This window comes from Herminiimonas sp. (assembly GCF_030645555.1).
Lineage (GTDB): Bacteria > Pseudomonadota > Gammaproteobacteria > Burkholderiales > Burkholderiaceae_D > Oxalicibacterium.
Map to the genome: position 1 here is coordinate 1 of NZ_JAUSME010000096.1, position 19,984 is coordinate 19,984.

Sequence of the window (19,984 nt, forward strand, 5' to 3'; positions counted from 1 at the left end):
ACCTGTTCGCGGAAGCGGGTCGCACTGATATTGCTGCCATGCCAGCGGTATTGAATCAGTTGCGTCGGCACGTTGGTGCATTTTCCCAGTATCGCCAGCTGGCCGAACAGGAAGTAATCTTCGGCCAGGCTGTTTACCTCGATGCGCTGGTCGGCCGGCAAGACCTTCAGAAAATCGACCCCATAGCGCACGCCCAACCTCTGCACTTCGGAAAAATTCATCATGGCCGCAGGATGGGTAATCGGGTTGCGAAAAAAACTCGCAGCGGCGACACGCTGGCGGCCGATCGGCATTTTGATATTACCGCTTACCCCGCCTGCGCCATCGATGACTTCCGACTGTCCGCTGATGGCGATGCAGTCCGGCTGGCGCTTGAAGGCAGCCAGGACGATTTCCATCCGGTCGACAAAACACACATCGTCGGCATCGTGGCGCATCACGTATTTGCAATCGCTGATGTCGAGGCCGCGATTGAGCAGCCCCGCCAGTCCTTCGGCGTCGGGAAAACTGTGCACCTGTATGCGTGCATCGCGCCGATGATAATCCTCGGCCATTTCAAGGCTGCCATCGGTGGAGCCGTGATCCAGCACCAGCAGTCGCCAATCCTTGAAGGTCTGCGCACAGATGCTGTCGAGTGAGGCTGCCAGAAAGTCGATGCCGTTTTTGACCGGCAGTAATACATCTATCGTCGCCATGATAATTTCCCCTTAGATTGCGGCCGGCACGAGCTCGGATCGCGCTATCGGCATCGCCGGATTTGATTTCTGCAACATGACCAGTTCGCTGTCGGCGGTCCATGCCTCTACGTAACGCGAATTTTTTCCATAGTTGTTGTCGACCACGATATTTTTCCTGCGCAGCAGGCAAGCCAGAATGTGGCCGTGCAGGCGATCGCTGACGATCAATTCATGCCGCGCAAAAAGTTGCGCCGCATCTGCCACCAGGCGGGCGGAATACGCTATCCACAAACGCACCAGAATGCCGTTTGCCGGCCGTCCCATGCCGCGCCGGAAGAAGGCGCCGATGGCGCGCCGGAACAGGTTGATATGCTCTTCGCGTTGGCCGACGAATGCCGGCCAGTCGGTGGCCGTGGTGATTTCCATATCCGGCAATACGGCAGGGCTGGCGCTCTCGTCATCGACGCGGCTGATGCGCAAGCTTCCTCCGGCACGGCCTGCGAAAGAGGCGTGCATCGGATAAAGCTGGTGCGCCATGTCCGGCAGCAGATAGACGCGATCGGTAAATTCTTTCGCCATTGCATACGACACCCGGTCGCGTACGCACAGATGCACATCGGCGTGCATGCGAAACAGTTGTGCCGACTGCGTCATTTTTTCCGGTGAGGAAAAATGCAGCGATTGCGGCAGGATGATGATCCGGTTTTCCGGGTGATTGCGGACTATGCTTTCCCTCAGGTCCTGAAAATACGGATAGAGATCGCCAAAGTTGCCGCCACCATGAAAGACGATCACATCGTCGGCTGCTATCCAGCGCGGATCGTAGGCAAAATACGGTGCGATCAGTTTGGGCGCCAGGCCCTTCTTGCGAAAGAAAGCCAGCGTGCCATGCATGATCAGCAAATCGCCGATATTGCCGTGCGTCGGAATATCCACGTAATGGAATGGCCCGCAGCCGATCAGATCGACCAGCACATCATGTCTGGCCATCAGCTCCAGGCTCAATGTTTCATGGTTGCGCTCAATGTGCATGCGGGCTCACCATTGCGGCATCAATATTCATTGAGCACGGCGCCCAACACCATCACGCCGGTCTGCTTCATCGTATCGACCAGATTGCCGACCGCACCGGCATGACTGACGTCCTTGCGCGCAACGACCAATGCCGCGCCGGCACGCGCTGCCGCGGTCTGGCTGTCGGCATAGTCATGGTCGGGTGGCGTATCGATCAGGATCACGTCGAACGCATCGCCGAATTCGCGCAGCATGTGCGGAAATGTCGGACGGCCCAGCAGTTCCTGCGGATTCGGCGGCATGGCGCCGCTCGGCAATATCGATAAATCGACGAGCGATGGGATGCGCTGCACATCGGCAACGCCGCTGCGCCCTGACAGAATCGCCGAAAGTCCGCTGCGGTTTTCGATACCAAACAATTGATGCTGGCGGGGATTGCGCATGTCGGCATCGATCAGCAAGGTGCGCTGTCCCAGTTGCGAAAACAGCACCGCCAGGTTGGCGGCTATGAAGCTGCGGCCATCACCGCGTTCCGCGCTGGTGATCGCGATTGCCGAGCGCTGCTGGTTAGCACCCAGCCATCGCATGACGAGCTGGCTGCGCAAGGCACGCAAAGCCTCTACCTGCTTGCTGAACGGGTCGTAGGCGGCAATCACTTCTTCACTGACCGTGCTTTGCCCTCTGATCAGGTAGGGATAGGAGAACTGGCTGGACAGGGCGAAATCGATATCGGCGGAAGTCAGCAAACCGAGTGCGATGCCAGCGTCGCCAAAACGCTGCCGGCCGGTGCGCTGTTCCTGCAGGATGCGCTCGGCTTCGTCGGCAGTGAGGCGGCCGCTGTTGATCAGGATGCTGCCAATCTGGCTGCTCGTCAGGCGCGGCGTCTTTTGATACTGGAGCTTTTCAGCATCCTGCAGTTGGTTCAATGTTCTGAGCATGATATTTCCTATCGGGTTATTTCAGGCTGCTGGTGCAGATGCAGGCCATCCACATCAAGCGGGGGTCGGGCCGCTAAGGCGCGACTGCGGCCTGAACTTCAGCGGCTTTGTTTTTTCGATGACGCCTATGAGCGGCAAGCCGAACAGTAGCGTCAGGTCGTCTCCCGAGCGCACGCGCTGGTCCAGCAGTTCCATGGCGATGGCCGCGCCGATACCGAGGATCAGTCCCACCACGAGCGCCACCAGCAGATTGAGCAACAGCCGTGGTCCGGCAGGACTGCGCGGCGCAGTGGCAGCCGTCAGCACCGCGACATCCGACTGCATCGATTGCCCTTCCAGGCTGGTTTGCGTCAGGCGTTGCGAAGCCGTTTCATAGGCGCGCTTGGCGTTTTCCATTTCATTGGCCAGCACGCTCAATTCATCGCGTGCACTGTTGAGCGCAAGCACCTTGGTCTTTTGCGCATTCAATGCCGCACGGACCTCGGCTTCGCGTTGCTGCTGGATGCGTGCATTGCTGGCCACGCCAGTCGAGGCCAGGCCTATCTGCTGGTTCAGATTGGCGCGCAGGCTGTCTACTTCGGATTTGGCGGCGATATACTGCGGATGATTGACATTAAGCCTGGCCGAGGTATCGGCAAATTTTGCCTGCGCCTCCGACAGCCTGGACTTGAGCGACTGGATCAGCGGATTGGCCAGCACATCTGGCGAGCCGCCGGCATTGCTTTGTACCTGGCGCTGGCGCGACGATGCTTCCATCGACTGCCCTTGCGCCATCACCAGCTGGCTCGACAGCTCGTTGAGGCGCGCAGTCTCGACATCAAGCTTGTTGTCGCTGCTGAAGATATTGTTTTCCTTCTGGTAGGCGGACATCCTGTTTTGCGCCTCCTCGAATTTTTCGCGCAAAATCTTGATCTGTTCATTGATATAGCCGCTGGCCTTTTGCGCCGGTGCCACCTTCAGATCGACACTGACCTGCTGATACGCTGTGGCGTAAGCATTCGCCACCCGCGCAACATATTCGGCATCGTCGCCCTTGAAGCTGATGTTCAATACGCTGCTGTCGCGTGCCGGTTCGACACTCAGATTGCTGCGCAAGCCATCGGCCAGCCAATCCTGTATCGATGCCTGGGCATGATTGGTGCTGGCAAAGCGCGCCTTGACTTCAGCATTCTCGGCCAGCTTCAAGTCGTCGATCACCTTCAGCGCCACCATCTTGCTGTTGACGATATCGACCTGGGTCGGCATGTAACCGGGCATCAGTTGCGCCGGCACATTCAAGCCCGTGACCGGGTCTATGCCCTTGTTGTTGAGCACCAGTGAAGTCGTCGCCTTGTAGGTCTTGGTCATCACGAGGCTGACGGCAAATGCGGCAGCCACTGTCACGATCAGCAACAGCAGGACGATCTTGTAACGTGCACGCAGGGTGCGCAGGATTTGTGCAGGATTCATTTTGGGGCCCCGTTCAGAACAGGCTCTCTTTCACGTAGACGACGTCGTCCGGCTTCAACAGGTCGTCATGCTTGACGTTCATGATCTGCAGGACGCCACTGGCATCGCGTCGCTTGATGCGCACACCACGCTCGGTGCCGCGCGGACTCAGCCCGCCACCTGTAGACAGCGCCTGCAGGACCATCATGTCGCGCTGCAGTTTGTAGGAACCGGGTTTTTGCACTTCGCCGTAAATGTAAAAGCGCGGTGCGCGTTCGACGAAGATCGAATCGCCGGCGGCCAGCTCACGGTTTTTTGCCGGATCTGCCGAGCGCACAAGCTCCTGCATGTCGATCACTTCCTTCGTCACCTTGCCATCGCTGGTACGGCTCAGGACCACGTTGTCGCCTGCTTCTTCATTCACGCCGCCGGCCAGCGCCAGGATGTCCGTCAGGCTGCGCTTGCCATCGACCGGATAGCGTCCCGGCTTGTTGACCTGTCCCAGCACAGAGACCTGCTGGCTCTGCATCTCGGTGACGATCAGGTTGACTTGCGGCTTGCGTATGAAGCCGCCCTTGTCCAGCAGATCGGCAATTTTCTTTTCCGCCTCGTTGGCCGACAGGCCGCCAACCTTGACTTCACCCACCAGCGGGTAGGAAATGCTGCCCGCTTCGCTAACCCGGGTTTCCAGCGTAAGGTCGGCGTTGCCGAAGACGGTGATTTTCAATACATCGCCGGGCCCGAGAGGGACATCGGCCGCGGACGCCCAGCTACCTATGGTGACCAGCAGCATCATCAACATTGCATGTTTTATTGTTTTCATTTTCCACTCCATTTGTTTGAATTGTTAGGACTTGCGGATGCAACGGAATAGCCCGTCAATATGCGTTATCGCGCTTCAGGACCACCTTGATGGTGCGCACGATAATCCACAGATCCAGCGTCAGCGACCAGCGTCGCAGGTAGTCCAGATCGTAGGCAATCCGCGCTTCCATCTTGGCCAGCGTATCGGTCTCGCCGCGCAAACCGTTGACCTGCGCCCAGCCGGTAATGCCGGGTCTGACCTTGTGGCGCAGCATGTAACCCTTGATCTGCTTGCGATACAACTCGTTGTGCGCCACCGCATGCGGGCGCGGGCCGACGATGCTCATGTGGCCCTGCAGCACATTGAAGAATTGCGGCAGTTCATCCAGTGAAGTACGGCGCAGGAATGCGCCTATCGGTGTGACACGCTGGTCATTTTTGGTCGCCTGCACGACGCGCGCACCATCTTCGCAAACCGTCATCGAGCGGAATTTGTAGACCATGATTTCTTCACCATCCAGGCCGTAGCGACGCTGGCGGAAGATCACCGGGCCGGGCGAGGTCGCCTTGATTGCAAGCGCAATGCCCAGCATCACCGGCAGCAGCAGGAGTTGAATGATGGATGCCAGCACAATATCGCTGCTGCGCTTGACCAGGCTGTTGATGCCGGTAAACGGCGACTCGCAAATTGCCACCACCGGCAAGCCGGCCACGCTGTCGAAACGCGCCTGTATCAGGTCGAATACATAAATGTCCGGCAGAAAATAAATCGATGCCGTGGTGTCCTGCAATTCATTCAGCAGTTTCCGGATGCGCGGTTGCGCCGAGATCGGCTGGCTGATGAATATCGTATTGATATTGTGTTTTCTCACATACGATGCGATATCGGCCATGCCGCCGAGCAGCGAAACTTTTTGCTCTTCGGGTTGGCGCGAACTATCCCTGTCGTCAAAAAAGCCGCTGACTTCCATGCACAAATCCGGATTTTCATCGACGCGCTCGGCCAGCTGCAAACTCAATGTATTCACGCCGACCATGACCACCGAGCGCGTACCGGTCCGGCGCAAACCGGAACTGGCTTTTTGCAAGACAATCTGGGCTGCCAGTAATGCAGCAGGCGTCACCACCAGCCAGAGCACTGTTTCAGGCTGGAAGAACAGCGTCGACAGGCCGGCCACATACGCAAAAAATACCAGCAGGATGGTGACAGCCAGCCATGCACCGAGGATGGATTTTCCCAGCGTGAGGAAATTACTTGAAGACACATCGCGCCAGGGATCGCTCCACCCGAACACGGTGGAACTGATGAAAAACGTCAGGATCGCCAACACCACGTGACGGTCACTGAAGGCGTGACCGGTCAGCACGGTAATCAGATACAGCAAGCCGATCGCGATCAGCGGATCAAGCAGGCGCCGATAAAACTTGCGCGCCGGTATATCCATCGGATACTTGAGGGGGCTGATGTCAGAATTCATAACGCGTGGTCAGCTGGACGCCATTGGTCTTGTAGGCAGCCGAGGCGACATTCGAATCCAGCGTGCTTTTATAGGCAGCAGCACGAATGCGGAAATGCGTGGTCGGCTTGTACGTCACGCCTAGCATTACGTTGCGATAGCGATCGTCGCGTTGCGATGGCGCGATGCCGTCTATCACCGCGACACCGTTGTAATCGCGCTTCTCGGTCAGGATCAGGCCATCGACACTGATTTTTCTGGTCGCATCCCAGGTCGAGCCCAGGCTGACGCCCTGATTGCGTGCGTAGTTGGCAGCAAGATCATCGGTCGCGCCCAGTTCGCGCCAGACGCCCAGCGAGAATGCCGTCTTGCCGGTGGCCTTCCAGTAGGCCGTGACACGTGCGCTAGGCACGGTCGAATCGCGCTGCGGATTCGACGCATACTCGCGCTTGGCCCAGCCACCGAGAAACTGGACCATCGTTTTACCAGTGAGCTGCCAATCCACCTTGGCTTTGACCTCGTTCTGGGTATATGAATTGATCGACGCATATTCGTAATCCCCGTCGATATGGCGGAGCACGACGCCGACCTTGTTGCCGCTGGGTGCCAGATAATCGACACCGACATCCGTCATATCGAGCTTGCGTTCGGATGGACGTTGCGCAGGCAAGTCATATTGCAAGTCGTAGCGTGTGTGGCCGGCGTTGAGTTGCCAGCTCGGATGAAAGCGCCACGAGCCATCTACATAGTTCTTTTGCTGGGTTCTGATGCTGCGCTCGACACTGCGGTAATCATCAAATGGCGTCAGACCCTCGGAGTAATTGGTGCCGACATTGCCGGAAAACTGATTGCCTGCGACCCACTTCCAGTTCGCCAGCAAATCCTTGCCGTCGCTATTGAATTGATCGAAGTGATCGTAACTGGAATGATTTGCTGAGAGATCTGCGGTCAGTCTCTGTCGACCGAGTTCCTTATCGATGCGCAAGCCCGCCGCTGCGCGTGTCCAGCGATCGGAAACCGCAGCGCCGCTTTGCTTGACTGCATCCGGCTGCCGCAACAGATTGGCATCGTAATAGACGCCATACGTGACATAAGGCGTAAATGTATCTCCCTTGACCGTATCGCCCTCGATGGCTAACGCCGGAACGCAAGTCAGCGCCCCCGCAAACAAGGCCAGCGGCACCAGATAAGCCGGGGCCGGTCGGGAAATTCCAAGTTTAAGCTTCATCATGAGCCAGCACCATCATGCGGCGCCAACGATGCAGATGTTATGCATGAAATTTTTTGTGCAGGATCCGGCGAGTGCCTGCTGTTTGCATTGAACGACATCATTGTTTTCACCATTCCCCATTTTTATGTGATCGCTGTATATAACGATCGCGAGCCCGGCAACAATTTTTAAACTGCAGAACACAAACTGCAGAACAAAGTGCAAGCATCCTGCAATCTTTATGTTTATTGCTTTAATGATATGCAGTGCCCGGTAAGAGGAGCACGAATCAGGATTGGTTCAAATGCGAAATTGCAGACCATCACGGAAAAATCCGAAGTTGTTTCTACTCAGAATTTATAAAGTGGCGTGCAAGAAAAATGAATTGATATTGAATGGAAAAATTACGCAGAATTTTTTTGTAGGACATGCAGAAGGGTGCAAACAGGATAGCGACTATATCTACTTGATCTAGCAGGGAAAATCATGAAACGCATACTGCCAGGCGCGCGGCATCGCTGCCTAATATTTAGGCAGACCATTCAGGCGCCATGTAAATCTTACTTGCCGATATGAACGATGGAATTTGCATTTCGCCCGTTACACACACTTACATTTTTGCCGGCATTTGAAGACGATTTCCAGGCGTGCAGAGGCACAATGCGGATAGATCGCGCAAGAAAATAATGCGGAGAAGAATTTTTAAAACGAGGAAATACTGATTATTTTTTAAGCAGATAGCGGGAAATAGTTTGCCACTCTTGCGGCGTAACCGGCGTGATCGACAGGCGATTGCCACGTTGCAGTATCTGCATGCCGCCCAATTCCGGCATCTTGCGCAATTCTGCCAGCGGTAGCAGCTGCGTCTTCTTTTTAATACGGACATCGACCAGCATCCAGCGTGGCGTTTCGCGCGTGGCCTTGGCATCGTAGTAATGGCTGGCCGGATCGAACTGCGTCTCATCCGGATAGGAGGTGCTCGCCACCTCGGCCAGTCCGGCGATGCCGGGTTCTGCGCAACTGGAATGATAGAACAGCACGCCGTCGCCCGGCTGCATCGCATCGCGCATGAAATTGCGCGCCTGATAATTACGCACGCCAGTCCACGCCACGGTCTGGTCCGGCGCAGCCAGCGCATCGTCTATGCTGACTTCGCCGGGTTCGGATTTCATGAGCCAATAACGCATGTGCATGTATGGAAAAATGACAGCAGTGTCGAAAGGGAATCTGCAGAGTGCCACAGAAAAAACGGCGATAAAAAAACGGCTGCATTTGCATGCAGCCGCTTCGGCAATCAATTCCCGCCAGTGCCGCTTTGCCGGCATCCTGAACCAAGAGGTTCAAGGTGGCCGCAGTTAGTTCAACTTCGGGTTCATCGGACTAGCGACGCGCACTCCCATCGAACAAAATTCCGCGGCCGCTGCGCATAAATGGTTCAAGGAATTATGGCAATGGCGAACACGGCAGGAGCGCTTAGTTTACTCCAATCAGCCGGGCAGGAAAAGAAATAGTGCGGAATTAAAAAAGATTTTCTTGCGGAGCCAGTGCGGTATCGAGTGTCTGGTGCATCCCAGCGATCTTTTGCTTGATCTCGGACATCGTCATATCGGCCAGCGGACCATCCGGCGATTTGGTTGCCAGCAACTCTGCAGTCACGCCCAGCGCGGCCATCACGGCTATCCTGTCGCTACCCTTGACCTTGCCTGCATCGCGTATCGCAGACATTTTTGCATCCAGATAAGCCACTGCTTCCTGCAATGCGCCCTCTTCACCTTCCTTGCATGCCAGTTTGTATGGCTGGCCCATGATCGATACGTCGAGCTGTATCATGCTGCTTCCTCATCTTGTTCTGGCGTCGGGATTTTTTCAAGCAAGGCAGTCACGCGCTCATGCGCTTCCTGCATGCGGCGCTCCAGCTCGGCATTTTCGGCAGCCAGTGCTGCCGATTTGAGGCGCAAATCTGCATTTTCGCTGCGCAAAGCGTGCGTCAGCTCGGCCAACAGGCTGATTTTTTCGGAAAGAGTGTGGAAGTCGGAAATCATCCCGCCACTATAGTGGTGCATGTGAATCGCCGTCAATAGATAGCGTGGGCAGGCGCCCGCTATTTCGACTGCGACAGGAAATTTATCGCTGGCAGTGCGCCGATAGCGGCAGGATGCATGCCTCCCTTGCCAAAATCACACTGCCAGCGCCCGGTTTCAGCCCATTTCCGTCAGCCGCCCATCCACCGTGATCAATCCGCTACGGATCTGCAGCGCGGGGAAAACTTCTTGCGCTGCCGCTCGATAGCGCGCCATTTGCACTGCATACGCGGCGCGCTCGCTGTCGAGCAGATTGCGCTTGTAGTCGAGTATCCACACTGCATCGTCAAACATCACCAGCCGGTCAAAACGTGCGGTGCCGGTGCTGGTGATGACTTCCATCTCATTGCGCGCATAGCGATGTTGCGCCGGATCGAAAAAGCGTGCGAGTTCCGGCTGCGCCAGGATAGTGACTGCCTGCGCGCTGACCGCCGCGGCGATTTCCTGCGTACACGGCAACCACTTGGCTATCAGTTCCGGTGCATGAATGACTACCGGCCAGGCTGAATTCTGCGTGCAACGCTCCATCAATGCATGCAGCGCGATGCCTTCATCGATTTCTGCACTGGAGTATGCGGGAGCCGGCTCGACCTGCGGCGCCGGCAAGGCGGGCGGGTTGAATATCGGCAAAGAGAATTCCGCTTCCTGCGCGACATCAGACGCCAGCAACAGCGCGTCCGGCTGCACCGGCTGCGCGCCCTGGAACCGGGAATACCAGCGCCCCTGCGCCACGCCATTGACCGCTGCGCCGCGCGCATCGGCGACGCCGCTGACGATCAGCAGGTTCTTGGCGCGCGTGGTCGCGACGTACAGCAGATTCCAGTCTTCCTGCACCTTCAGTTGTTCTTCTTCGGCGAACAGCGTGTCGCGTGCCGCACCGCGCTCAGCCTGGCGACCGAAGACAGAGAAATGGCTAGGCGCGTCCCTGTCCTGCTTCCACTCGCACAACACGCCGACATCGTCGCGTGCGCCATCGCTATGATTGGCATCGAGCAAAGCGACGATAGGCGCTTCCAGCCCTTTCGCGCCATGTATCGTCAGGATGCGCACGGCATCCAGCGCCGCATCGATATCGGCTTCATCCGGCGCATCGCTGTCAGCGGATTTCTGCAAACGGCGCAACGCATCGATGAATTTAGGCAGGCTCGGATAACGCCCGGCATCCAGATTCAAGGCCAGTTCGGTAAACGCTTCTATATTGCCGAGCACCTGTCCGCGCACCAGCGGCGACGCGGCTTGCGCATAGCGCGCGACCACATCGCCGTCATGCAGTATGCGGTCGATCAAGTCATGCACCGGCAGGCGCGGCGCCAGTTGCAGCCATGTTTCCAGCAAGCCTGTGGCGCGCAGCAATGCCGGCGACGATGGTTCTTGGCTGGCGTGCTGCAGGCGCGCCCACCATGTTTTTTCAGTGCGCGCCGCCAGCGCGATCAAGTCCGCGTCGCCGGCCGCCATGATAGGTGACTTGAGCAGGTGCGCCAGCGCCAGATTATCGTGCGGCGTGATCAGGAAAGTCAGCAAGGCGATCAGGTCGGCCACTTCGAGCGACTCCAGCAAGCCGCCGCGCTTGTCGGACGCGAATGGAATGCCGGCTTCGCGCAAGGCACGCTCATAGGCGCGCAAATGCGTGCGCTTCTTGACCAGCAACATCACATCCGACCAGCGCGTACTCTTCAATTCCGCACGCGCATGCAAAATCGCCTGCGCGACGGCGCGGCCTTCTTCGAGCCGTCGCGCATCCTCTTCTTCCTCGCGCGGCGTCGTCAGGGGATCGCGCAATTGCGCCGGCGACCACACAACTTTTTCGACTTTATCCTGCTGCACCAGCGGCAACTGCCACACTGCGCCGCGTTCGGCTGCCAGCGTGGTTTGCGGCTGGTAAATCGGATTGCCGATAAAACTGGCATTCAGCACTTCAACGATGCCGAGGGCATTGCGGCGCGTCTGGTTGGTGCGCAGGAAATCTGCACCTTGCGCGACCAGCGCTTCCTTCGCGGCAGTAAACACGCGCGGCTCGGCGCGGCGGAAACGATAGATGGATTGCTTCGGGTCGCCGACGACGAACATGCTGGGCTTGTCGGCATCATCGCCGTAGGCATGCAGCCACGCCTGCACTATGCTCCACTGCAGCGGATTGGTATCCTGGAATTCATCCAGCAGCACATGCCGGTAGCGCGCATCGAGGCGGCTTTGCAGATAGGCCGCATGTTCTTCATTCGTCAGCAAGCGATACGCCTGCCACTCCAGATCGGCGAAATCGAATACGCGCTGCTCGGCCTTCACCGCCTGGTAGGTTTCCAGATACGCCGCACCGACGGTAAACAAGGCGCGATTGAGCGCGATGACGCCCGGCTCCATGCTGCGCCTGAGAATTGTCTTCAGCGCTACACCGAGGCTTTCAAACTCCGTTTCAAATGCGTAGACGCCGTCGTCGCCCAGATTGTCTTGCAGGGCCTTGGTCAAATCCTTGGTCGCCCGGTTCTTGCGGAACTTGCCACTGCCATCGAAAAATTCATTTGCCAGCGCAGCGAAATTTTCCAGGCTGGCGCCGCCGCTGACGGCTGTTTCTATTGCTGTTGCACGCTCCTGATTGACGGGGCTGCCCTTGCCCAGCAGCCAGGCAACCTGCCCTATACGCGCGACGATTTTGGCATCCGACCACAGCGACAGGCGCGCATCGATCTCGCCATCCATGCCGCACAGTTCCTGCAACCACTCTATGGGTGCACCGCTCTGCACCGAGGCCCACCATTCGGCGCGCTTGGCGAGAAAGGCCTGCAGCAGGCTGCGTACATTGGAATCGCCGACCTGCGCATACAAGGCGATCAATGCGTCCTTCACGTCCTTGTTGTCGGTTTCGTTGAGCGACTGCATGAAACGGCTGTATGCATCCGACAGCAATTCGCCGGTAGCTTCGGTCAAGCCGTAACCGTGCGGCACGCCGGAAGCCAGCGGCGCGATCTGGATCAGGCGCGCGAACCAGCTGTGAAAGGTATCGATGGACAGCGCTTGCGGGCTGCGCAACACGCGCTCATACAAGCCGCGCGCTGTCGGCAGCAGCGTCGCCAGGTCATGTTCGGCCACGCCGCGTTCACGCAACAAGGCCAGCACTTCATCATCCGGCTTCAGCGTCAGTTCCTGCAGCAACTGCATCAGGCGCTCGCGCATTTCCTGCGCCGCCTTGCGCGTAAACGTAATCGCCAAAATCGCTGCCGGCTCGGTGCCGGCCAGCAGCAGGCGCAACACGCGCGCCACCAGCAGCCAGGTCTTGCCGCTGCCGGCACAGGCTTCGACCACCACCGAGCGCGACGGGTCGCAGGCGATCGCAACAAAGCGCGCAGCATCGGCATGCGCGCCATTGATTTCATAGGCGCGTGGCGTCATTTCCGGATTATCAATGCGGGACTCATTTTCATCTCCCCTCATCACCACGCTCCCTTGCGACACAGCCCGCGCACATCGCAATACTGGCATACCGGTTCCGGGCCGGTGGCCGGCAACGGCGCACCATGTGCAATCGCCTGCATATTGTGGGCAATCTGTGCGCTGAGCGCCTGTTGCCACACTTCATAGTCGGGTGCTTCGACTTCCTTGATCTTGTCCTTCGTCGCTTCCAGCGGCACATACAAGGCGGCGCTCAAAGGCGCATCCGACAGCAAGCCGTAAAACGGCAATTGATGATCTTCACCCTGCTTGAGCTTGTCGCGCAATGCGCCTTGATTCGTACTCTTGTAATCGAGCACGGCACGCGCGCCGGATGCGCCTGCATCGATACGGTCGACCCGGCCATGCAGGGTGATTTCGCCATCCGCCCAGCGCAATATCTTCTCGAATTTTTCTTCACCCAGCACAAAGTGCCAACCCTCGCCTTCGCGTTCGGCTATCCAGTCCAGATAAGCCGGCATTGCTTTTTGCCAGCGCGCGTAATAGCCGAGTGCAGCGGCGCTCTTGTCGAGTTCCTGCGCGAATATCTGGTCTGATATCTGCCGCAGCAAGGCCGGCCGCTCGGCGACGGCAACCCGCTCTTGCTGCAGGCCCTGGTGAAACAGCGCCAGTATCTGGTGCAGCCAATCACCGTAATCGCGTTTCTCCGGCATGTCCGACAATTCATCGATGCCGGACAAACCCAGCATGCGCGTGGCAAAGAATTGATAGGGACAGGCAACCAGGCTGTTGTAACCGCTGGCTGAGAGTTTTTTCGGCAGCAATTGCGCCGCGCTCGGGGCCGGCATGGTCACCGGCTTTGGCTGCAAATGACGCGGCGCAATTTGCACCTCGTGCTTTGCCAGCGGCGCAACACCGGCGCGCGCCAGACACAAATCCAGACGTTCTATCCATGGGCTGACCGGATTCGGTTCGCCATCCTTGTGCGCCTGCCACGACAGCACCACGCAGGCATTGGCCGACAGCAGTTCCGTCACGTCGCGCAATTGCTGGCGCTGGCGGCTTTCGCGCGTGGCCAGGCCGAGTTCGCGCCGCACGACGTTGGCAAAGAATAAGGTTTCTACCGGTTGCGATGGCAAATGTTTTGCATCTGCGCCCACCAGCAAGACGGCATCGAAGGTACGCAAGCGTGCGCCGTTGAGCGGCAGCATGACAACGCGCTTGTCCTGGTTGACTTGCACGAAGGCGGTCGCTTCCAGTTGCAGATTGATGAATGCGCGCCATTCCGAAAAAGAAAATATATGGCCGACCTGCATGCAATCCTGCGCTATATCCTGCAGCAACTGGAGCAGCTGCGCACCGGCGGCATCGGCCTGCAATGCAGCGCGCATGCCTAGCGCATCCAGCGTCTGTTGCGTTGCGACCAGCCACTCGCACAGGGTCTTGCCCTTGTTGAAGCCGGATGCCTGCTGCGCCAGCAATTTGATCATCCGCTGCGCCGCCGGCAAGGCGGTCAGGGCAGTGCCTGCCGCTTCCCAGCCGCCCAGCACATTCGCGCGCCGCAAGGCGATTTCGCTCGCCATTACCTGCCCGGCCTTGTCATCCATATCGGCGAAGACAAAGGGCGACTTCAGGAAATCCAGCAGGCCGACAGTTTCCGCACGCGCGGCCACCAGCTCCAGCCAGGCGGCAAGCGCGGAAGCGGCGCGCGTGGTCGACAGCTTCCAGCCGGTTTCATCGGCCACCACCACTTGCGCACGCTCCAGCAAGGCGCGTATGCGGCGCGCCACTACGCGATCCTGCGCAACGATGGCGATATTCGTTTTGCCTTCCTGCAGCCAGTTGATGATGGTTTGCGCGCCGGCCCGTGCTTCAGCTTCCAGATTTTGCGCTGCATGCAGGGTCAAACCCGGCGGTGGCGTGATCGGAGCTGAAATCGAAGCCGCAATCGGAGTCGTAATCGGATTAGCAGCAGGTGCCGCTTCATCGGCCAGCATTTCTGCCCAGGCGGCCGCATACGTACTATTAATCGACTGTGCATGCCAGTCGAGCGTGATCACCGTGAGCGCTTGCTCTTGCGCATACGCATCGAGGAAAGCCTGCTCCATGGCGTCCGGTGCTACCGGGCTGATCCAGAACAGCGGCTGTTGCGCCTGCTGCGCCAGCCGCATCATCTGTGCATAACGCGTGACGATCGCATCGTTGGCATCGAGCTGGCTCTTCCAGATGGTCCACACCAGTTGCGTTTCATCCGACAGCAGGTTGCGCGCGACCGGCGACAATTGTTCGAGCGCCGCCTGCCAGCGTGCATCAGCCGCGTCCAGGCTGGCGTCCAGCGCGGGCAACATCGCCTGCGTCAATTCATCGGACAGCGCCAGCAGGATTTCTGCCAGCGGCAGCAAATCGGTGTTGCGCCGCGCACTGAATAATTTCTTCAGCCATGCATGCTGGCGCAAGCTGGCGTACAGCGACATCAGGCGTTCACTCGGCGCTGTCGCCACTGCACCGGCTACCGGCGGCAACTGGCGGATATATTCAGACAGGCTGGTAATCACAGGCGGGATGAAGGCCCCGCCTATCTGGCGCGCCAAGGCCGCCTGCAATAACTGTATATGTGCAAAGGTCGATACCAGCACGCGCACGGACGACACATCATGCGCCGCATGCCCGGCCCGCACATCGCTATGCAGCAAGGCACGCGCGGCATCATCCCAGAAGGAAGCGGAAGGCGGAATCAGGACGACGGCGCTAGGCAGCATGGATATCGATATAGGTGGACGGACAGGGCAAACATGTGTGGCAGGAAGATCCGTCAGGCATTTTATGCGAGGCGGCGCGAAATTTTATGGGCAATTCCCCACTTTTTATAAAATAGGTTATGATCTGCCCAGACCCCGCCTGATTACCTCTTGCCGCACCTTCAAAAACTTGAATTCAATCGCAACGTCTCCATCTATATTCTAGTAAGCGGAGTCGCTGCAGGAAAATACCGGCAAGAACGGTAGTGACCAAGGCGCTGATTCATCCTTTTCTCCTCAAATTCGAGGCATACATGAGCGAAAACATCAAACATATTACCGATGCGTCTTTTGATACCGACGTACTGCAATCCGATACACCTGTGCTGGTCGACTTCTGGGCAGAGTGGTGCGGCCCCTGCAAAATGATTGCGCCTATCCTGGAAGACGTTGCCAAGGAATACGCAGGCAAGATCCGGATCGCAAAAATGGACGTCGATGCAAACCAGGTCGTGCCGGCAAAATTCGGTATACGCGGCATTCCGACCCTGATACTGTTCAAGGGCGGCGTACCGGCAGCGCAAAAAGTTGGTGCGCTGGCCAAGGGTCAGTTGACCGCTTTTATCGACAGCAACATCTAATTGAAATTTGCAGCGATGCGCCCGCATCGCTGCCTTATTGAATAAGCTAACACCACCACGCAGTTCCCTCCCCCACCTTTTTTATATCCCATCCCGGGACACTCAAAATATATGCATTTATCTGAACTAAAGGCGTTACACGTCTCCGCCCTGCTAGAAATGGCAATCGGCCTCGACATCGACAACGCAGCGCGCTTGCGCAAACAGGAACTGATGTTCGCGATTCTCAAGAAACGCGCGAAATCAGGAGAACAAATTTTCGGCGATGGCGCCCTCGAAGTATTGCCGGATGGCTTTGGCTTCCTGCGCTCGCCCGACGCCAGCTACATGGCGTCCACCGACGACATTTACATTTCCCCGTCGCAGATTCGCCGCTTCAACCTGCACACCGGCGACTCGATCGAAGGTGAAGTACGCACGCCGAAAGATGGCGAACGCTACTTTGCACTGGTCAAAGTCGACAAGGTCAACGGCGAACCGCCGGAAGCATCGAAACACCGCATACTGTTTGAAAACCTGACGCCGCTACACCCGAACAAGCCGCTGCTGCTTGAGCGCGACATGCGCGGCGAAGAAAACATCACCGGCCGCGTCATCGATTTGATCGCGCCTATCGGCAAGGGCCAGCGCGGTTTGCTGGTCGCCTCGCCAAAATCCGGCAAGTCGGTGATCCTGCAGCACATCGCACATGCGATCACCACCAATCATCCGGATGTCGTGATGATCGTGTTGCTGATCGACGAACGTCCGGAAGAAGTGACCGAGATGCAGCGTTCGGTACGCGGCGAAGTGGTTGCATCGACCTTCGATGAACCGGCCACGCGTCACGTGCAGGTTGCAGAAATGGTGCTGGAAAAAGCCAAGCGCCTGGTTGAAATGAAAAAAGACGTCGTGATTCTGCTCGACTCGATCACCCGTCTGGCACGCGCCTACAACACCGTGATCCCGGCCTCAGGCAAGGTCCTGACCGGCGGTGTCGATGCAAATGCATTGCAACGCCCTAAACGCTTCTTCGGCGCCGCGCGCAATATCGAAGAAGGCGGTTCGCTGACCATCATCGCGACCGCGCTGATCGAAACCGGCAGCCGCATGGATGACGTGATTTACGAAGAATTCAAGGGTACCGGCAATATGGAAGTCCATCTCGAGCGCCGTCTGGCCGAGAAACGCGTCTACCCTGCGATCAACCTGAACAAATCCGGCACCCGCCGCGAAGAGTTGCTGATCAAGCCGGACCAACTGCAAAAAATCTGGGTCTTGCGCAAGCTGCTGTACGGCATGGATGAAATCGAAGCGATGGAATTCATCCTCGACAAGATGCGGGCGACCAAGAACAACGCCGAATTCTTCGATATGATGCGCCGCGGTAATTCATAATTATCGATTAGAGTATTTCAGCCTTCGTGGCTGAAATCAAAAAGCCCGTTTTCATTGCAGAGGCATGCAAATGAAACGGGCTTATTTAATCTCTGTTCAAAACAGCCAGCACCCATCTTCAGCCGGGCAGCTTCAAATCCAGCCTGACCGCCAGCAGGCGCATCGTCAGCGTCACCACTATGCTCGCGATCAAGGCCACGGCCTGCGGCGCAGCCAGCAATTCCAGGATCAGATATACCCAGCAGCCGACGAAGGAACAGGTGGCATACAGCTGACCGCGCCGGAACACCATAGGGATTTCATTGCACAGCACATCGCGCAGCACGCCACCGAATATGCCGGTGATGACGCCCATCATCGCGCAGATAAAGATAGGCATCTGCGCCTCCAGCGCCAGCGAAGCGCCCACTGCACTGAACAAACCCAGACCCAGCGCATCGGCGATGACGATGATTTTTTCAGCCACAGTCGAGCGCAAATGCTTGAACAAGGGTATGGCCAGCAGCGCCAGAATAAACACCAGCAGCGCATATTCCTGGTGCTCCACCCAGTACAGCGGCCGTCGGTCGAGCAACATGTCGCGCAGGGTGCCGCCGCCAAATGCCGTGATGAATGCAACCACAAAGACGCCGACCAGATCCATTTCCTTGCGCCGCGCTTCTATGAAGCCGGAGCAGGCAAACGCAACGATGCCGCACGCCTCGACCACCTGCAATAAAGTACTCATGCCATCCTGCAAACCAATTGCCACGCGCGCTCCTTCAAATGCTGTATTGCAACAGCAACAACGATATCAGCAAACTTGCTTCAAACCCATGATTTTATTGAAATTTCCATGTATAATTCGCGCCTTGTTCCAACCTAGGAAAGTGGTCGACAATCGGGTCAAGAAGCAGCACGACCGACGAAGTGGCGATTGGCTACCAAACTATTTAAGGCAAATCATGAAAGCTGGCATACACCCGGATTACCGTGAAGTTTTGTTTCACGACGTTTCCAACGACTTCAAATTCATCACCCGTTCGACCGTTCAAACGCGTGAAAAAATCGAATTCGAAGGCGCAGAATACCCACTGGTAAAGATTGAGGTTTCGTCGGAATCGCATCCTTTCTACACCGGTAAACACAAAATCGTCGATACCGCAGGTCGCGTGGATAAATTCCGCAAGAAGTTCGGTACCGTTGGTTCCAAAACATCCGTGGCAGAATAATTTCGCCACCGTGTTTCAAAAAGGCAGCTACGGCTGCCTTTTTTGTTAGCAAAGAATTTTTCCGGCACAATAACGCCGAACCAAATAAAAACAGCCACCTCCTTCCATGAAGCCAGTCCGCCTTCCCGCCTCCGCCACGCATGCACTCCCGCGCTGGGCGTTGTTCGGCCTGTGCCTGTTGTACATACTGCCCGGCCTGATCGGACGCGATCCGTGGAAACCCGACGATGCAGCAGGCTTTGGCATCATGTGGACGATGGCCAATGGCGCGCTGACCGACTGGCTGTCGCCGCATATCGTCGGCCTGCCTATGCCGGCAGAAGGGCCGCTGGCATTCTGGCTGGGTGCGATCTGCATCAAATTGTTCGGCTGGCTGCTGGGCGATCCGATGGCTGCCCGCGTGGCGACGATCTGTTTCTTCCTGCTCGGCTCGATGTCGGTCTGGTACACGACCTACCTGCTGGGACGCCGCCCTGATGCGCAACCGCTGAAACTGGCTTTCGGCGGCCAGCCTGAACCCAAGGATTTCGGCCGCACGCTGGCCGATGGCGCACTGCTGATTTATCTCGGCTGCCTGGGCTTGCTGGTGCACAGTCATGGCACCACATCCGAAGCCTTGCAGGTATCGCTGGTGGCATTTTCCCTCTATACGGCAACCCGCCTGTTTGAATCGCACTCACTGCGCAGCGCCATCGCGTTCGGTGCAGTACTGGGCTTGCTGACACTGACGCGCGGCTGGATGGTGCCGCTGGCCTTGTGGCTGGGCGTGGCCACCCTGGCAGCGATACGCGAACGAACACTCCTGCTGCGCCTGATACTGGTGACACTACCGCTGGCAGTTGCAGTCGCAGGTGCATGGGTGTTTGTGAATGAGCAAGTGCAGCCTTTCGGCACGACACCGACAGCTGCATGGATGGAGTGGAATTCCCGCCAGATCGGCGCGCCTTCATGGCACACTTTCCAGTACTTCCTGAAGAATGCGATCTGGTTCGCCTGGCCGGCGTGGCCGTTCGCGATCTGGGCC

At 57.6% G+C, this 19,984-nt stretch carries 17 protein-coding genes and 1 other RNA gene; 4 read left to right on the forward strand and 14 right to left on the reverse strand.

Annotated features, from left to right (window positions below; all coding sequences use genetic code 11):
* From Q7T06_RS03745 to Q7T06_RS03805, 13 genes are all read right to left on the reverse strand, one after another.
* A partial coding sequence (locus Q7T06_RS03745; protein WP_304780387.1) for a glycosyltransferase family A protein occupies window positions 1-695 on the reverse strand: 695 nt, incomplete at its 3' end.
* Window positions 696-707: 12 nt separating this feature from the next.
* Entirely contained in the window at window positions 708-1,709 is a 1,002-nt protein-coding gene (locus Q7T06_RS03750) for a polysaccharide pyruvyl transferase family protein (RefSeq protein ID WP_304780391.1), read from the reverse strand.
* Window positions 1,710-1,729: 20 nt separating this feature from the next.
* Window positions 1,730-2,629: a chain length determinant protein tyrosine kinase EpsG gene (gene epsG / locus Q7T06_RS03755; RefSeq protein ID WP_304780395.1), complete on the reverse strand. Its 900-nt coding sequence runs from the start codon at window positions 2,627-2,629 to the stop codon at window positions 1,730-1,732.
* A gap of 54 nt (window positions 2,630-2,683) precedes the next feature.
* A complete protein-coding gene (gene epsF / locus Q7T06_RS03760; protein WP_304780398.1) occupies window positions 2,684-4,078 on the reverse strand; it encodes a chain length determinant protein EpsF in 1,395 nt (464 codons plus the stop codon).
* Window positions 4,079-4,091: 13 nt separating this feature from the next.
* Window positions 4,092-4,880, reverse strand: a complete 789-nt coding sequence (gene epsE, locus Q7T06_RS03765) for a polysaccharide export protein EpsE (RefSeq protein WP_304780401.1) — start codon at window positions 4,878-4,880, stop codon at window positions 4,092-4,094.
* A 55-nt stretch (window positions 4,881-4,935) separates the two neighbouring features.
* Complete coding sequence (locus Q7T06_RS03770; RefSeq protein WP_304780404.1) at window positions 4,936-6,339, reverse strand: undecaprenyl-phosphate glucose phosphotransferase; 1,404 nt, start codon at window positions 6,337-6,339, stop codon at window positions 4,936-4,938.
* Window positions 6,329-7,549: an XrtB/PEP-CTERM-associated polysaccharide biosynthesis outer membrane protein EpsL gene (gene epsL, locus Q7T06_RS03775; RefSeq protein WP_304780407.1), complete on the reverse strand. Its 1,221-nt coding sequence runs from the start codon at window positions 7,547-7,549 to the stop codon at window positions 6,329-6,331. The genes Q7T06_RS03770 and epsL overlap by 11 nt, the downstream gene beginning before the upstream one ends.
* 701 nt (window positions 7,550-8,250) lie before the next feature.
* Entirely contained in the window at window positions 8,251-8,715 is a 465-nt protein-coding gene (locus tag Q7T06_RS03780) for an EVE domain-containing protein (RefSeq protein WP_304780410.1), read from the reverse strand.
* Window positions 8,716-8,822: 107 nt separating this feature from the next.
* A non-coding RNA gene (gene ssrS / locus Q7T06_RS03785) (6S RNA) lies at window positions 8,823-9,001 on the reverse strand.
* A 45-nt stretch (window positions 9,002-9,046) separates the two neighbouring features.
* Window positions 9,047-9,358, reverse strand: a complete 312-nt coding sequence (locus Q7T06_RS03790) for a cell division protein ZapA (RefSeq protein ID WP_304780413.1) — start codon at window positions 9,356-9,358, stop codon at window positions 9,047-9,049.
* Window positions 9,355-9,591: a DUF904 domain-containing protein gene (locus Q7T06_RS03795; RefSeq protein ID WP_370652336.1), complete on the reverse strand. Its 237-nt coding sequence runs from the start codon at window positions 9,589-9,591 to the stop codon at window positions 9,355-9,357. The genes Q7T06_RS03790 and Q7T06_RS03795 overlap by 4 nt, the downstream gene beginning before the upstream one ends.
* A gap of 135 nt (window positions 9,592-9,726) precedes the next feature.
* Complete coding sequence (locus Q7T06_RS03800) at window positions 9,727-13,035, reverse strand: exodeoxyribonuclease V subunit beta (RefSeq protein ID WP_304780416.1); 3,309 nt, start codon at window positions 13,033-13,035, stop codon at window positions 9,727-9,729.
* Window positions 13,035-15,752: a PD-(D/E)XK nuclease family protein gene (locus tag Q7T06_RS03805; RefSeq protein ID WP_304780419.1), complete on the reverse strand. Its 2,718-nt coding sequence runs from the start codon at window positions 15,750-15,752 to the stop codon at window positions 13,035-13,037. Before Q7T06_RS03805 ends, Q7T06_RS03800 begins: the two co-directional genes overlap by 1 nt.
* A 293-nt stretch (window positions 15,753-16,045) precedes the next feature.
* On the opposite strand from Q7T06_RS03805, the gene trxA reads away from it, so the two are divergent.
* Together trxA and rho are read left to right on the forward strand one after the other, a co-directional pair.
* Window positions 16,046-16,372 carry a thioredoxin TrxA gene (gene trxA / locus Q7T06_RS03810; RefSeq protein WP_304780422.1) on the forward strand — a complete coding sequence of 109 codons (327 nt, stop codon included), beginning with the start codon at window positions 16,046-16,048 and terminating at the stop codon, window positions 16,370-16,372.
* Window positions 16,373-16,483: 111 nt separating this feature from the next.
* On the forward strand, window positions 16,484-17,749 hold the full coding sequence (gene rho / locus Q7T06_RS03815) for a transcription termination factor Rho (protein WP_304780425.1): 1,266 nt from the start codon (window positions 16,484-16,486) through the stop codon (window positions 17,747-17,749).
* A 118-nt stretch (window positions 17,750-17,867) separates the two neighbouring features.
* Here the strand turns inward: rho and Q7T06_RS03820 are convergent, their stop codons facing one another.
* Window positions 17,868-18,476 (reverse strand): trimeric intracellular cation channel family protein, encoded by a 609-nt coding sequence (locus Q7T06_RS03820; RefSeq protein ID WP_304780435.1) that lies wholly within the window; start codon window positions 18,474-18,476, stop codon window positions 17,868-17,870.
* A gap of 217 nt (window positions 18,477-18,693) precedes the next feature.
* Between Q7T06_RS03820 and Q7T06_RS03825 the strand changes: the two genes are divergently transcribed.
* Together Q7T06_RS03825 and Q7T06_RS03830 are read left to right on the forward strand one after the other, a co-directional pair.
* Window positions 18,694-18,960 carry a type B 50S ribosomal protein L31 gene (locus tag Q7T06_RS03825; protein ID WP_304780428.1) on the forward strand — a complete coding sequence of 89 codons (267 nt, stop codon included), beginning with the start codon at window positions 18,694-18,696 and terminating at the stop codon, window positions 18,958-18,960.
* Window positions 18,961-19,066: 106 nt separating this feature from the next.
* Window positions 19,067-19,984 (forward strand): ArnT family glycosyltransferase (locus tag Q7T06_RS03830; protein WP_370652337.1); only part of this gene is annotated, 918 nt, incomplete at its 3' end.

Bases quoted from the DNA above. Each gene is read 5' to 3' on its own strand.
- Q7T06_RS03750 (WP_304780391.1), bottom strand. From the start codon at position 1,709: ATGCACATTGAGCGCAACCATGAAACATTGAGCCTGGAGCTGATGGCC.
- epsG (WP_304780395.1), bottom strand. From the start codon at position 2,629: ATGCTCAGAACATTGAACCAACTGCAGGATGCTGAAAAGCTCCAGTAT.
- epsF (WP_304780398.1), bottom strand. From the start codon at position 4,078: ATGAATCCTGCACAAATCCTGCGCACCCTGCGTGCACGTTACAAGATC.
- epsE (WP_304780401.1), bottom strand. From the start codon at position 4,880: ATGAAAACAATAAAACATGCAATGTTGATGATGCTGCTGGTCACCATA.
- Q7T06_RS03770 (WP_304780404.1), bottom strand. From the start codon at position 6,339: ATGAATTCTGACATCAGCCCCCTCAAGTATCCGATGGATATACCGGCG.
- epsL (WP_304780407.1), bottom strand. From the start codon at position 7,549: ATGATGAAGCTTAAACTTGGAATTTCCCGACCGGCCCCGGCTTATCTG.
- Q7T06_RS03780 (WP_304780410.1), bottom strand. From the start codon at position 8,715: ATGCGTTATTGGCTCATGAAATCCGAACCCGGCGAAGTCAGCATAGAC.
- Q7T06_RS03790 (WP_304780413.1), bottom strand. From the start codon at position 9,358: ATGATACAGCTCGACGTATCGATCATGGGCCAGCCATACAAACTGGCA.
- Q7T06_RS03795 (WP_370652336.1), bottom strand. From the start codon at position 9,591: ATGCACCACTATAGTGGCGGGATGATTTCCGACTTCCACACTCTTTCC.
- Q7T06_RS03800 (WP_304780416.1), bottom strand. From the start codon at position 13,035: ATGAGGGGAGATGAAAATGAGTCCCGCATTGATAATCCGGAAATGACG.
- Q7T06_RS03805 (WP_304780419.1), bottom strand. From the start codon at position 15,752: ATGCTGCCTAGCGCCGTCGTCCTGATTCCGCCTTCCGCTTCCTTCTGG.
- trxA (WP_304780422.1), top strand. From the start codon at position 16,046: ATGAGCGAAAACATCAAACATATTACCGATGCGTCTTTTGATACCGAC.
- rho (WP_304780425.1), top strand. From the start codon at position 16,484: ATGCATTTATCTGAACTAAAGGCGTTACACGTCTCCGCCCTGCTAGAA.
- Q7T06_RS03820 (WP_304780435.1), bottom strand. From the start codon at position 18,476: ATGAGTACTTTATTGCAGGTGGTCGAGGCGTGCGGCATCGTTGCGTTT.
- Q7T06_RS03825 (WP_304780428.1), top strand. From the start codon at position 18,694: ATGAAAGCTGGCATACACCCGGATTACCGTGAAGTTTTGTTTCACGAC.